Below are 14363 nucleotides of genomic sequence, written 5' to 3'. Positions count from 1 at the left end.
GATTCTCCTTTAAAAGCTGAGTTTTATATCTTTGCTGACAAACTCATTCTGCCAACATTTTACCATACTTATCAAGCATAATAAAAAATATCCGTTCCAAATTAGGACGGATATTTATATTTATTAAAAATTATCTAATTCTTGATACAAAAGTTTTTGAGCGACTGTTGGATTAGCTTGTCCTTTAGTTGCTTTCATCAATTGACCAACCAAAGCTTTGGCTGCATTTTGTTTCCCACCGCGATAATCGGCCACGGATTGTTCATTCTTAGCAAAGACCTCATGAATGATTGGCAAAAGAAGGTCAGGATCAGAAATTTGGACCAAACCAGCTTTCTTGACAAATTCTTCGGCAGAACCACCATTTTTTGCTAATTCAATAAAGACTTTTTTGGCGATTTTTGAAGAAATTGTTCCATCTGAAATCAAACGAATCATCTCTGTCAGATTTTCTGGGGTCAATCCAATCTCATGAAGTTCTTTTTTCTCGCTATTCAAATATTGAGCGACCTCGCCTTGCAACCAGTTTGAAACCAATTTAGGGTCAGTATCAAATTTAATCGCTTGGTCAAAGAAATCTGAAACTTCTTTAGTTGCTGTCAATTGACGCGCATCATAGTCAGATAAGCCCAAATCATTAATATAATGTGCACGTCTTGCAGTTGCTGTCATTGGAAGACTCTCGCGCATTTGTTCAATCCATTCGTCAGAAATCTCAAAACGAGGAACATCTGGCTCTGGGAAGTAACGATAATCAGACGCACCTTCTTTGACACGCATCAAAATTGTTTCACCGGTTTTGTCATTAAAACGACGTGTTTCTTGACGAATTTCGCCACCCGCACGCAAAATTTTAGCTTGACGTGCCACTTCAAAGTCCAAAGCTTTTTTGACATTGCTAAAAGAGTTCATATTTTTAACTTCTGTCTTCACACCAAAAACTTCTTGCCCATAAGGGCGAAGCGAAACATTGGCGTCACAACGCATTGAACCTTCTTCCATCTTCACATCAGAAATTCCTGTGTAAAGAATAGCTTCTTTGAGCGCTGTCAGATAAGCATAAGCTTCTTCTGGAGTGCGCATATCTGCTTCTGAAACAATCTCAATCAATGGCACACCTTGACGATTCAAGTCAACATAAGAGTAACCATCTGTTCCGTGAGTATTTTTCCCAGCATCTTCTTCCAAGTGAGCACGCTCAATACGAATCGTTGCTTTATGACCATCTTCAAGTTCAATCTCGATTGAACCATTGTAACCAATTGGCTCATCAAATTGTGAAATTTGGTAAGCTTTGGGATTATCAGGGTAGAAATAATTTTTGCGGTCAAAGTGCATTGATTTGTGAATATCCATATTCAAAGCAAGAGCCGCTTTAATTCCGCTATCAATTACCCCTTTATTCATGACTGGTAAAACACCAGGAAGTGACCAATCAATCACATTTGTATTGCTATTAGGGTCGCCACCAAATTTTGTAGAGGCGGGACTGAAAATTTTTGAGTTTGTACTTAACTCAACGTGGACTTCAAGCCCAATTACTGTTTCAAAGTTCATTATTTTCTCCGATACTTTCCTTAAGAAAGTCAAATTATCTAGTCAATATATTGTTTTCCAGATTTTGACAATTTTTCAAGCAAATTAAGTTGTGCCATTGTATTTCGTTTTACTGATAAATTTGTTAGCTCTGACAAGTTTATAAATCTCGCCTCTGAAGTTTCACTATTTTTAAAAAATTCAAAAGATAAAACTTTACACTCAAAAACAAATTTATAAAATTGTTTTCCTTGAGGTTGCCATTTATCCGTATCAAAAATTGCTAATAGCCGCTTGATTTCTCCTGAAACCCCTGCTTCTTCTTGCAATTCCTTAAGTACGTTTTCGCTCGGAGTAAAGCCAATTTCACCGTACCCCCCAGGCAAAGCCCAATCTCTTCGTTTTTTATCTTGGACAAAGAGCACCTCCCCTTTATCATTTTGGATAAAAGCCCGTACATCAATCATAGGTGTAGGATAAGAGGCACTTGGACGAAAGAAATCTGTCAACTCCTTTTTAGTCAAAGTAGTTGGATTATTCACGAGTTGAGGTAAAATTTCTTTTATTTCATGATAACGTTCAATATCAAAAGTATCTTTCCCATAAAAAAGGCCAGCATCCACAATTGCATTTAATCGCTTGATTAATTCGTCAAATTCCATTTTTATTTTCCAAAAATAATCGGTTGTTTTTTGTGGAAATCAGTCGTTGCTTCAAAAGCAGCCGCTACTTGATAAATCGTTTCTTCATCGTAACGTTTACCAATCAATTGCATTCCCACAGGTAGTCCATCGGCAAAACCAGCAGGAATCGAAATCCCTGGAAGTCCAGCTAAGTTGACTGGAATAGTCAATAAATCTGCCAAATACATTGAGATTGGGTCATCAACACGTGCTCCTAAATCCCAAGCTGCTGTTGGAGTTGTTGGCCCTAAAATCAAATCATATTTTTCAAAAACTTTAGCAAAATCATTGATGATTAAAGTACGAACTTGTCCTGCTTTTTTGAAATGTTTATCATAAGAACCGGCCGACAGACTGAAAGTTCCCAACATAATTCGACGTTGAACCTCAGGACCGAATCCTTCAGAACGCGATTTCACATACAAATCTTCAAGATTTTTGATGTCTTGTGCGCGATAACCATAACGAATGCCATCGAAACGTTGAAGGTTCGAGCTAGCTTCGGAAGAGGCGATAATATAATAAACTGCGACACCATATTTACTATGAGGAAGACTGACTTCTTCAACGATGGCACCTAATTTTTCCAAATGTTTAGCTGCTGCCAAAATTTGTTCTTTGACTTTTTCATCAATTCCTTCACCAAAATATTCTTTAGGTAAAGCAATTTTCATTCCTTTAATGTCTTGACCAATTTTACTTGTAAAGTCAGGAACCGCAACATTTGATGACGTACTATCATTTTTATCAAAGCCAGAAATGACATTCAAAAGTTGAGCATTTTCTTCAACTGTTGGTGTCAATGGACCGATTTGGTCTAATGATGAAGCAAAAGCAATCAAGCCAAAACGGCTGACACGACCATAAGTTGGTTTTAAACCAACAATTCCATTGAAAGCAGCTGGCTGACGGATTGAACCACCAGTATCTGAACCGAGTGATAAACGAACCTCACCAGAAGCAACTGAGGCAGCGGAACCTGATGAAGAGCCACCAGGTACTTTTGTTTGGTCCCAGGCGTTTTTAGTTGGCTTAATCGAAGAATTTTCACCAGACCCACCCATGGCGAATTCATCCATGTTGAGTTTACCAACAGTGATTAACCCAGATTGGCTCAACTTATTAGCAACTGTTGCATTATAAGGAGGAATCCAACCCCCAAGAATCTTAGAAGCCGCTGTTGTTTCAATACCTTCTGTCACGATGTTATCTTTGACACCAATTGAGATTCCGTCAGTCACAACGTCTGGATTAATTCCACGAGCATCAATTGCTGCAGCTTCTTTCAAAGCTTTTTCTTCTGTGACTTTCAAAAAAGCGTCAATTTTTGGTTCACGTGCAGCAATGTCCGCCAAAGTCGCTTTTGTCAATTCCACCGCCGAAACTTCTTTTTTGACCAGAAGCTCATGTAGTTCTTTGATTGATTTGTTATTGTATGACATTAGGCATCTCCTCCATCAGAAAGCATTGCTGGAACTTTGATAAAGCCGTCTTCTTTTTCAGGAACAGCTGCCATGAGTTTTTCACGATCAAGTCCTTTTTCCGCCACATCTTCACGCATAAAGTTGAGGTTATCCGCCACATTCATAGTAAATGGTACACCATCAGTATCGACTTCATCCAACATTTCAACCATATCAATGATTTTTCCGAAAGTATCGGTGAATGATTTTACTTCATTTTCCGAGAATTCAAGCTTTGACAAAAGTGCCACGTGCTTGACTTGCTCCTCTGTAATTTGACTCATATTTTCAATCTCCATTTTTTAGAGTGTATTCTTGTTAATTATAACAAAATATCAGCATTTTCGCAGTCTGTCAGCAATTTTAAAAGGCTTCTTAACATATTTTTTAATGATTGCTCTTAGCTTAAAATAAAACTTACTGACAGAAGCAATTAAAACACGAGAACCTCCCATCAGCGATAGGAGGTTCTTGTGAAGTCGAAAGCTAAACGCCATCTAGCTGTCCATTTATCTACCTGCAAAAACAAATGATAAAAGAGCAAGCGTTAAGCTCTGACTTTTAGAAATTACGTCCAGCAAGTTTATCAAACAAACCAGTATTGAGAACTTTAAGATAAGTTCCTTTCATACCAAGTGAACGTGATTCAATAACACCAGCAGATTCAAGTTTACGTAAAGCATTAACAATCACTGAACGTGTAATACCAATCTTGTCAGCAATGACAGAGGCAATAACATGCCCTTCTTCACCATCAAGTTCTTCAATAATCGCTTTGACAGCTTTCATTTCTGAGTAAGAAAGTGTATTAACAGCCATTGTTGCCATAGTGTCTTTACGGATATTTTCTTCCATTTGTTCAAGTTTAAGGTTTGAGAGTTGTACACCGATTACTGTTGTTGCAAGCTCAACCAAAACAAGATCGTCATCTGTAAATTCACCATCTTCACGCCACATAATAAATGTTCCAAGACGCATTCCAGAACCATAGATAGGCGCTAAAGTTGTCAAACCTTTTGGAAAGTTTCCAAGGCTTTCTTCTGGGAAAATTGCTAAAGGACGATCGACAGGAACGTTTGCCATTGTATCGTAAATACGTACTGCTGCACGAACATATTCGTCAGGCAATTTACGATCATAGAAAAATTGGTCAACACGATCATTGTTTGTATTGTAAGGCAATGAGTAACCAAGCAACTCGCCCTTCGTATTAATCACACAAGCATTGCAATCAATGACGTTTGCCAAGCGTTCAGTCATACTGTTATATGGCAACTCTTGTTGCAAATCGGTCACTCCATCTTGCAAAATCGCGGTGATTTTACGTGTTTTTTCAAGTAATGTAGTCACTTTGTTCTCCTATTTTTTTATATTCTTGTTTTTATACAAAATTTTTCATAATCAGTATAACATAAAAAAGGATGAAAAACAATAAAAATTGTCAGAAAATTATTCTCAACAAAAAAAGATATACGAATTATTCATACATCTTTTTCTATTTATTATTTACGGTATTGCCATAAAAAGCGTTCCATTTTTTCCTGTATTTCCGCCAGTTCATCTACACGAGGCAGATAGACAATCCGAAAATGATCAGGATCTTTCCAATTGAATCCTCGACCATGAACAAGAAGTATCTTTTCCTGTTTTAAAAAGTCTAAAACAAATTGTTCATCATTATCAATTTTATACATTTCTCTGTCAATTTTAGGGAAAATATAGAAAGCAGCTTGTGGCTTCATGGCAGACAAGCCTGGAATATCATTAATGGCTTTATAAATGAATTCTCTTTGTTCATAAACTCGTCCACCTGGCAAAAGCAGCTTATCAACAGATTGAGTCCCACCAAGTGAGGTTTGAACAACAGACTGAGCTAAAACATTTGAACAAAGTCGCATTGAAGCGAGCATATTCAATCCTTCGATATAGCCTCTGACATGCGATTTCTCACCTGACAGAACCATCCAGCCCACACGAAATCCAGCAATACGATGTGACTTGGAAAGTCCATTCATTGTGACCACAAAAAGGTCTGGTGCTAAGCTTGCAATCGGAACATGAACAGCGCCGTCCATGACCAAACGGTCATAAATCTCATCCGAAAAAATAATTAAATTATTTTCTCTAGCCACTTGGACAATTTCAAGTAATAAATCTTTAGAATACAGCGCGCCCGTTGGATTATTAGGATTAATTAAAACAATGGCTTTAGTATTACTAGTAATTTTTGAGCGAATATCATCAATATCCGGAAACCATCCAGCTTGTTCATCGCAGAGATAGTGAACCGCTATTCCCCCAGCTAAGCTGACAGAAGCCGTCCAGAGCGGATAATCAGGCATAGGAATCAATACCTCATCACCCGTATCCAAAAGCCCTTGCATAGCCATAACGATTAATTCAGAAACACCATTACCAGTGAAAATGTCATTGATATCCAGATTAGGGAAGCCTTTAAGTTGACAGTATTGCATAATCGCCTTACGAGCTGAGAAAATACCTTTAGAATCTGAATAACCTTCGCTATCCACAGCATGCTGAATCAAATCGCTAATCACCTCGTCTGGGGCAAGAAAACCAAATTCCGCTGGATTTCCTGTATTCAACCGAAGAATTTTTTCACCATTGGCTCGCATACGCTGTGCTTCATCAAGCACTGGACCACGAATATCATAGCTGACATTATCAAGTTTATGCGATTTTTCAAACTTTCTCATAATTGACCTCCGTAAGTGTTATGAAGTTTAGCATTCAAAACTCAGCAGCAGACTTATTAATTTAGCCCGCTCACGTCATTATAGCACCTTTACGCTTTGGTTTGGCTTTCCTTGTGCTTAACAATTTTTTATTTCTTTTGATAGACTTGGAAATACTTACCAGAATAATTGCTTACTTTATAATCTTTATCCAAGACCTTTTTCAAACTAGCAGGAACTTCTTGAGCAGCTTGCAAAACAACATACTTATCTGTTAATTTTCCAACTTTCAAATCATAGTTTTGTGTAAATTTAACTGGATAATTTGCTGGTACATTGTCCAAAGTCGAAATTGTTTTTGTCAAATTATTAATATTTTTACCGTCTGAAACCACGTAAACTCGGTCAGAACTTTTAGCATTATTCTGAATATATTGTGCAACATGTTGCTCTTCTGAAGCAATTGTCCGATTCATAAAATGATAGCTAATTGGAGTGAAAATGACGAAAAGAATTGCTAGAATAGGGGCAAATAAGCGATTTTGTAAATATTTTAAAAGAATCTGGTCGCTGTCCTTCAGACCCAAACCAGCAAAGACAACGGTAAATGGCAAGACTGCTAAAAGATTAGAACTATCAAAAGTTTGCGCAAAAACAACTAGTGTTGTTACACCAACAATCCCAATAAGTAGCATCACATACCAAATTCTGGCTGGTCCACCTTTTTTTAATTGCACAAGACCTTGGAAAAATCCTGCAACAATCCCAAAGATAAGAGTTAATACTAATGCCTTCGCTAAGGTGACTAATAAATCTCCAGTAGGTCCAAAATGAGTAAATGGAATTAAAACGGATTGTTCAATAGAAGTATAGACCGTTTGTGCTTCAAGAGAATAATAAGCCACTGAATAACCAACTAACAAAACTCCCAAAATTGTTGATAGCATTTGGTAAAAACCATGCCCAATTTTACCAGTGGCAATGTTATGAATCAATAGAGCAATAGCAGATAGTATGAAGAAGATAACCATTACAGGTGAAATAACTAATGCAAAAGCTGCAGCCATCCCAAAACGAATAAATCCTCTATCGGTTGACCCGTCTTGAAAATACTGGTTCAAAAATAGAGCGCCCCAAAGAGCAAAAGGAAGTGCAAAAAGTGTCGGGCTATCTCCTCCTCTAGATAAACCAGCGACAATAACTAATGTAAATACTGACACAGTCAATGATGCCGTATGATTCCGTGTCTGTTGACTTACCAAACGATAAGTTAAAATACCGCTGATCAATAAGGCGATAATTTCAAAAATCCAAAGAAACCAAGTGCTTCCTCCAACATTACCAAACCAATTAATAAGATAAAAAATTGAGCCACCAGTTCCATAAAAGTCATTGTAAGGAACTAAACCATGCTGCATTGCAAACCCAGAATAAAGATTTTGTGACTGACTAGCCGTTGCAACAGGTTTCCACAAAGGGAGAGCATAAAAACTAAGGGCTAAAATCATTGACAACCCTGTCAGTAATCCATAGGTTGCTAAGGAAATTCTGAGCGTCTTTTCATGTGTTGTTTTTTGTTCTTCAGTTCGTTCGGCTGTTTGATACTCTGCTTCTTCTAAATGTTTAATCGCTTGATTTGCTGCCGCTTCCACGACATCAGAATCTTTTTTTGCCCAACGAGAGCTTCTACGCTCATGACGCGATGAGCGCGATCTATATTCATTTGACATGACGTCCTCCGATGTTTCCTTAGCGGAAATCTTTTTTTATAAACAAAATACTTGTTTTAAATACACAGTAGTAAAAGAATTATATCAAATTTTTTTAAAACACTCAATAAAATTAAAAATGATTATAAAATTATAATCAAAAAAATTACTGACGAAACTGTCAGTAATTCTATAATTATCATCATTTAAAAAGCTACTTAATTTTTCATTTTACCAAGTACCCAAAGGACTAGGGCGACGATGACAATGAAAAACCAAAAATGCGGATTAAACAAAAGTAAAATTCCTGAAATCATCAAACGAATGACTAACAAGATGAGTAAAATCGGGAAAATATAGCGTAAAAAGACTCTTAAGGCTATGACTCCCAAAAAAACTAACAATATTGACAAAAGCACTCCAAGTACGATTATTCCTGACAAAATTCCTAAAAACATATTCACTCCTTTTAGTAGTAATGACTACGACTGGCTCTTACGAGCCATACTATGAAAGCAATCACAAGTAATGCACCCCAGAAATGAGGACTAAACAAAAGCATTAAACCACCGAACAAAAATTTTAAAATCATTAAGATAATCAATGCTGGTAAAACAAATTTAAAGAAACCCTTTATCAAAAGTAACATGACTAAAATTAACATGACTAATAAAAACATTCTTTTTCCTCCAGTAATTAACAACCTCTTATTATATTTGTGAAGCTGTCTTTATATTCTAATTATAGCAAGAAAAAAAGCCTTAGTTCTCAGTCTTTTGACTGATTTTTCAGGCTTTCTGTTATTGAATTAAGAATTAATTTTACTGACAGACCTGTCAGTAATTATTTAAGGTTTGACTGTATTGACTGCAGTCCCGTCAGCATAATTAATTTTAGCATTAGGAGCGACATTATCAAGAACAACAACAGTTGCTCCACCATTCCCAGACTTTTCACGTCCCCCGCCAAGTTTAATTGACAAGCTTTGACCGTTTTTATCTATTCCAACGTAAGCCAATCGAATTTGGCGTGGCAAGAGCTCATTTCCTTTGTAAAGTGGAGTGACTTGATAATCCAAATAATAGTTAGGATGATTGGCAAGCCAGCTGTCTAACCGATTTTCATAATAAAGCATGCTGGCAGTATTTCCATCATTCGTTCCCGTGAAATTTCCACCGTTAAACCAAGCAGTTTCCGGAACTAAATTTCTTGCTTCATCATTTAAACCAGAAAATTGATAACCAACCAAATGTCCACGCGCCATCAACCACATTTTACCAATCGAACCATTGGATTTCTTGTAATAGAAATTATAATTATGCCAGCCAACAGGATTATAAGTTAAAGGTTCCCGTTTTACTTTAGGTTCTTGCGAATCTTTAAGTTGAATGTGCGCATCAACTGCACGCCCTAAAGCATCAGTATTTGCCATGACCATTTGTTTTTGGTTTTTAAAAGGCAAAGGAGCTTGCTTAACTGATGTTGCCAAGGCTTTTGTGGAAACTTGACTACTACTAGTAGATGAATCATTTCCTTGCCCTAAATGTAAACGTCCAGAACCAAAATATCCCACAGCTAGTGCAATAATAACTGCAACCACGCTTATTATTGTTTTTAATTGTTTCTTATTCATAGCTTAATTATAGCAAAAAAATTAAAAAGATTTTGTAATTCTAAAAAAGTTTGAACCTCCCTATAAAAAGGCTAAAATAAGGCACCAATTCCTTCAATATTGTATAATAGACTCAAAGACAAGAGGAGGAAATCTGATGTACGAATTTGAAAATCCAGAACAAGAGGTCCTGTTTGATTACCTCAAAAAAGCTAAAACGATTGCCGTTGTAGGAATTAGTGATAAAACAGACCGCTCATCTTATTTAATCGCTCAAGGATTACAAAAAAATGGGTACCGTGTCATTCCAGTTAATCCCAGACTTGCAGGAACTGAATTGTTAGGTGAAAAAGTATTTTCTTCTATCAAAGATATTCCTTTTCACATTGATATTGTCGATATTTTTCGTCGAAGTGAATTTTTGGCAGATGTGGCCCGCGATTTTATTGAGACAGACGCTGACGTATTTTGGGCTCAATTGGGCCTTCAATCTCAAGAAGCTGAACAAATTCTCCGAACTGCTGGAAAAAGCAAAATCGTGATGAATCGCTGTATTAAAATCGAATATGCTTATTCAGGATTAGGAAGAAAATAAGCTAAAAAAAATGCGGGCTTGTATCATTAAGTTTCCCTGTCAACATTTTATTAGATTTTTTTGATACAATAATAAAGTTGAATTACGCAAACACAAAACTCTCGTCTAAAAAGCGGGAGTTTTATCTGTTTTTTAGGCGGATGTTTACGCATTCATAAATTTTTCTCAAAGAAAGGAACTTTATGAAAGAAAAACTTTGGACAACAACTTTCGTTGTTAATATGTTACTTAATTTTATTTTTTATCTTGTTTTTTATCTCCCTACCGTTGTCATCGGGACAATGGCCATGGATCGTTATCATGCCTCTGCTAGTATTGCTGGTATTTTATCTGGTATTTTTATTGTCGGCGGATTTATCGCAAGGCTTTGGGCTGGAAATAATATGAAGCGCCTTGGTGCTAAAAAGCTTCTATATATCGGAACCTTAATTTATTTCTTACTCACCTTTGTCTACTTTATCGTTCATAGTGTTGCTCTCTTGCTCATTCTCCGTCTAGTACACGGTGTTGGTTTTGGGATTGCTGCAACAGCTTCTGGTACTCTAGCAGGAGCTATCGTGCCTTCTTCTCGTCGTGGTGAAGGAATTGGGTATTATGCCCTGTCTGTGACGCTCTCGTCAGCAGTTGGGCCATTTTTATCAATGTTCCTTTATCGAACTTCTGGCTTTTACTCTTTAATCTGGCTTTCCGCTTTATTATTATTCCTTGCACTGATTGGTATTTTCTTCTTACGCGTGAACGAAAAACCTACTGACAGTTCTGCAATTACAGAAAATCATAAAAAATTTGCTTGGTCAAATTATTTTGAAAAAGAAGCTTTACCCATTTCCCTAATTGCTTTTCTCATCGGAATTTCGTATTCAAGTATTCTGTCATTTATGGATGCCTACGCTCTTAATATTCATCTCTCAGAAGCTGCTTCATTTTTCTTTTTAGTCTATGCGATTACTGTTCTTTTATCACGTCCAATCACTGGTCGTATCTTTGATGGATTTGGGGATAACTTTGTCATGTATCCCACCTATCTCTTTTTCGCTTTAGGACTTTTATTAATTGGATTAGCTCAATCAGGTTGGATGCTCCTTATCGCCGCAATCTTCATTGGATTAGGCTATGGTTCTTTCTCTCCTTTTGGACAAGCGATTGCCATTCGTAACTCTGAAGCTCACCGTCTAGGAGTAACTACTTCTACCTTCTTTGGTTTTATGGATATGGGTGTTGGTTTTGGACCCTTTATTTTAGGAATGTTTATGCCCTTATTAGGTTATCGTAATCTCTATTTTGCATCAGCAATTCTTGCGCTTCTAATTGCTGTCATTTATCATTTTGTCCACGGACGTCACGTTAAAACTGAAAATTAATTTACTGAAGGCTGTCAGTAAATAAAAAAGCTGTCAATTTACTGACAGCTTTTTTATTTACCAATATTTTCATAATAAGCAATTGAAGCCATATTGAGGTAAGGAGTCGTCCAAAATCCTGCTAATCCCCCAGAAATACCATAAAGAACATACCACCAAAAGAAACTAAATTTGAAGATGAAATAATCTCCACGTAGTCCCTTCATCATGGTCGCTGATTCGCTCAATACATTCATCACACCACTATAACGATCTTCTTCTAGCTGATCAAACAAAACGTAAGTTGATTGTGACCAACCAAGTGCCAAATAAATGCCAACTGCCCAACCAATGATTGGAATAAACATTAAAACAACAAAAATGATTCCCTTAACAATATTCAATAGAATTATTTTTCCAGCCGAGCCATCATAAAATGGTCCAAAAACATTTTTGAATTGCGGATTATTACGCTCACCACGGAAAATTTTAATATAGTTAAAGATTGCTCCCACTGTCACCACTGAAACAAACAAAGCGACCACAATCATCAAAATTACAATAAGCAATGTCGCAAAACTAACTGCCATCCAGACACTACTCGGTACATTATCAAAAGAAGCATTGTAGTCCATTGATTGTTTCATACCATTTCCGCCACCTAGTATTCCCATGATTATTGGAATAATAAAAAGTAACATTTTCGAGCCGAAATTATCACGTAAGGCTCCCTTGGCTTGATTTTTCAATTCCCATCTTGACATAAAACACCTCCCAATCATTTATCCTATATTTCTATTTACTACATTATATCAATAAATGGACAAAATCTCTAAGACTTTCGATTGATTTTTTTAAAACCATCTATAAAAACCATTTATTTTTTGTTATACTTATAAGTGCTTGCTTTTTAAGCTTATCAGAATTATTAACCATAAAAGTTAGCGGATAAGATGGAAAATAAAGGAAAGTTATGACAGAACACGCAATAAAATACAGATTAATAAAAAAAGAAAAACACACTGGAGCAAGATTGGGAGAAATCATCACCCCTCACGGAACCTTTCCAACTCCAATGTTCATGCCAGTCGGCACCCAAGCCACTGTAAAAACAATGAGTCCAGAAGAACTCAAAACTCTCGGCTCTGGAATCATTCTCTCAAATACCTATCACCTTTGGCTGCGTCCTGGGGACGAACTCGTTGCTGAAGCTGGTGGTCTTCACAAATTCATGAATTGGGACCAACCCATCCTAACAGATAGTGGTGGTTTCCAAGTTTATAGTCTTGTTCAAAATAAGAAAAATATTACAGAAGAAGGCGTTAAATTTAAAAGCCATTTAGATGGACGTGAACTTTTCCTCAATCCAGAAAAAGCAATTAGTATCCAAAACAATCTTGGTTCAGATATCATGATGTCCTTTGATGAATGCCCGCCTTTTTATCAACCTTATGATTACGTTAAAGCCTCTGTTGAACGAACTTCACGATGGGCTGAACGTGGGCTCAATGCTCACCGCCGTCCAAATGACCAAGGACTGTTTGGAATTGTTCAGGGAGCTGGCTTTGAAGATTTACGTCGTCAATCAGCTAGCGATTTAACTTCTATGGATTTTGCTGGTTATTCGATCGGTGGTCTTGCCGTTGGAGAATCACATAAAGAAATGAACACTGTTCTTGACTTTACAACACCAATGCTTCCTGAAGATAAACCACGCTATCTAATGGGTGTTGGTGCTCCAGATAGCTTGATTGATGGAGTTATACGCGGGGTGGATATGTTTGACTGTGTTCTTCCTACACGAATCGCTCGTAACGGAACACTAATGACACATTTTGGTCGAGTAAATATTCGAAATGCTAAATATGAGCATGATTTCACTCCACTTGACCCAATGTGTGATTGCTACACTTGTACCAACTACACACGCGCCTATCTACGTCATTTAATTAAAGCCGATGAAACCTTTGGTTTACGCCTTTGCTCATACCATAATCTTCATTTCCTAGTAAACCTCATGAAAGATGTTCGCCAAGCAATCATGGATGATAACCTTCTAGAATTCCGTGAAGATTTCTGTGAACGTTATGGCTACAATCAACCCAATGCCAAAGATTTTTAGTTCTTGAAAAAGCACTTAAAAAGTTGTATTATAATAAAAGTGGAGAACCACTTTTATTTTGTGCCGACTTAGCTCAGTCGGTAGAGCACTTCACTCGTAACGAAGGGGTCGTAGGTTCGATTCCTATAGTCGGCACTAATTCAAAATCCTTGTCTATCGATAAGGATTTTTTTAAACATTATTCCATTCCACTTTTTACTAAAATTATCTCTTAATCTACAAAATAAAAAACTACTGAATTATTAGTTCAGTAGTTTTTATTTGTCCTAAGCTCAATAAACAATCAATCTTCTTTTATTCTTGATAATATCCATTTTTGACAAAGAAGATACATTTCAATTTTTTGCTTATTTGTAAGAGAAACAAATGTGTTTTCGATGTTTTCCACATTTTCAAAAGGAACTTTTCCAATCAAATAATCGGGCAGAACTTTAAAATAGTTTGCTAACTCCATCAATCTTATTCCAGAAGGCACTCCACCATTTTTATAATTTGCAAGAGCATTTCTAGTATAGCCTAATTCTCTCTCAATTTGATTAAATGACTTACCAGATTCATGAGTCAAAGCTTTCAAACGTAGATAAAATATATTTTCCATTTTTCTTAT

At 36.6% G+C, this 14363-nt stretch carries 15 protein-coding genes and 1 tRNA gene; 4 read left to right on the top strand and 12 right to left on the bottom strand.

What is annotated here, in order from left to right; translation table 11 throughout:
- Window positions 1-123: 123 nt before the first annotated feature.
- The 10 genes from gatB to RSC39_RS00735 all read right to left on the bottom strand — a co-directional run bounded on the left by gatB (window position 124) and on the right by RSC39_RS00735 (window position 9720).
- Entirely contained in the window at window positions 124-1557 is a 1434-nt protein-coding gene (gene gatB, locus RSC39_RS00780) for an Asp-tRNA(Asn)/Glu-tRNA(Gln) amidotransferase subunit GatB (protein ID WP_332534381.1), read from the bottom strand.
- 38 nt (window positions 1558-1595) lie between these two features.
- Window positions 1596-2198 (bottom strand): NUDIX hydrolase, encoded by a 603-nt coding sequence (locus tag RSC39_RS00775; protein WP_021036581.1) that lies wholly within the window; start codon window positions 2196-2198, stop codon window positions 1596-1598.
- A 2-nt stretch (window positions 2199-2200) separates the two neighbouring features.
- A complete protein-coding gene (gene gatA / locus RSC39_RS00770) occupies window positions 2201-3661 on the bottom strand; it encodes an Asp-tRNA(Asn)/Glu-tRNA(Gln) amidotransferase subunit GatA (protein ID WP_332534379.1) in 1461 nt (486 codons plus the stop codon).
- Complete coding sequence (gatC, locus tag RSC39_RS00765) at window positions 3661-3966, bottom strand: Asp-tRNA(Asn)/Glu-tRNA(Gln) amidotransferase subunit GatC (protein ID WP_011675221.1); 306 nt, start codon at window positions 3964-3966, stop codon at window positions 3661-3663. Before gatC ends, gatA begins: the two co-directional genes overlap by 1 nt.
- A gap of 277 nt (window positions 3967-4243) precedes the next feature.
- On the bottom strand, window positions 4244-5032 hold the full coding sequence (gene codY / locus RSC39_RS00760) for a GTP-sensing pleiotropic transcriptional regulator CodY (RefSeq protein ID WP_063282032.1): 789 nt from the start codon (window positions 5030-5032) through the stop codon (window positions 4244-4246).
- A 152-nt stretch (window positions 5033-5184) separates the two neighbouring features.
- Window positions 5185-6399 carry a pyridoxal phosphate-dependent aminotransferase gene (locus tag RSC39_RS00755; RefSeq protein ID WP_332534376.1) on the bottom strand — a complete coding sequence of 405 codons (1215 nt, stop codon included), beginning with the start codon at window positions 6397-6399 and terminating at the stop codon, window positions 5185-5187.
- A 128-nt stretch (window positions 6400-6527) separates the two neighbouring features.
- Window positions 6528-8108, bottom strand: coding sequence for a glycosyltransferase (locus RSC39_RS00750; protein ID WP_332534374.1), 1581 nt, complete (start codon window positions 8106-8108; stop codon window positions 6528-6530).
- 197 nt (window positions 8109-8305) lie between these two features.
- Complete coding sequence (locus RSC39_RS00745; protein ID WP_063282035.1) at window positions 8306-8545, bottom strand: hypothetical protein; 240 nt, start codon at window positions 8543-8545, stop codon at window positions 8306-8308.
- 11 nt (window positions 8546-8556) lie between these two features.
- Window positions 8557-8766: a hypothetical protein gene (locus RSC39_RS00740; RefSeq protein WP_332534371.1), complete on the bottom strand. Its 210-nt coding sequence runs from the start codon at window positions 8764-8766 to the stop codon at window positions 8557-8559.
- 168 nt (window positions 8767-8934) lie between these two features.
- On the bottom strand, window positions 8935-9720 hold the full coding sequence (locus RSC39_RS00735) for a DNA/RNA non-specific endonuclease (protein WP_332534369.1): 786 nt from the start codon (window positions 9718-9720) through the stop codon (window positions 8935-8937).
- A gap of 133 nt (window positions 9721-9853) precedes the next feature.
- Between RSC39_RS00735 and RSC39_RS00730 the strand changes: the two genes are divergently transcribed.
- Together RSC39_RS00730 and RSC39_RS00725 are read left to right on the top strand one after the other, a co-directional pair.
- Entirely contained in the window at window positions 9854-10294 is a 441-nt protein-coding gene (locus tag RSC39_RS00730; RefSeq protein ID WP_041931165.1) for a CoA-binding protein, read from the top strand.
- Between the two features lie 182 nt (window positions 10295-10476).
- Window positions 10477-11655, top strand: a complete 1179-nt coding sequence (locus tag RSC39_RS00725) for an MFS transporter (protein ID WP_011675213.1) — start codon at window positions 10477-10479, stop codon at window positions 11653-11655.
- Window positions 11656-11708: 53 nt separating this feature from the next.
- Here RSC39_RS00725 and RSC39_RS00720 read toward each other — a convergent pair whose 3' ends face one another.
- The gene (locus RSC39_RS00720; protein ID WP_332534367.1) at window positions 11709-12398 is read right to left on the bottom strand and encodes a DUF975 family protein; all 690 of its coding nucleotides are present in this window, start codon (window positions 12396-12398) and stop codon (window positions 11709-11711) included.
- Between the two features lie 209 nt (window positions 12399-12607).
- Between RSC39_RS00720 and tgt the strand changes: the two genes are divergently transcribed.
- Window positions 12608-13756, top strand: coding sequence for a tRNA guanosine(34) transglycosylase Tgt (gene tgt, locus RSC39_RS00715; protein ID WP_063282038.1), 1149 nt, complete (start codon window positions 12608-12610; stop codon window positions 13754-13756).
- 62 nt (window positions 13757-13818) lie between these two features.
- Window positions 13819-13891 (top strand) — tRNA-Thr (locus tag RSC39_RS00710).
- Between the two features lie 148 nt (window positions 13892-14039).
- On the opposite strand, the gene RSC39_RS00705 is transcribed toward RSC39_RS00710, so the two are convergent.
- Window positions 14040-14354: a helix-turn-helix domain-containing protein gene (locus tag RSC39_RS00705; RefSeq protein ID WP_332534364.1), complete on the bottom strand. Its 315-nt coding sequence runs from the start codon at window positions 14352-14354 to the stop codon at window positions 14040-14042.
- Window positions 14355-14363: the final 9 nt, after the last annotated feature.

This window comes from Lactococcus sp., assembly GCF_036648155.1.
GTDB classification, from domain to species: domain Bacteria; phylum Bacillota; class Bacilli; order Lactobacillales; family Streptococcaceae; genus Lactococcus; species Lactococcus cremoris.
The sequence above is the reverse complement of the archived record's forward strand: the minus strand, read 5'-3'. Positions and strand labels throughout refer to the sequence as shown.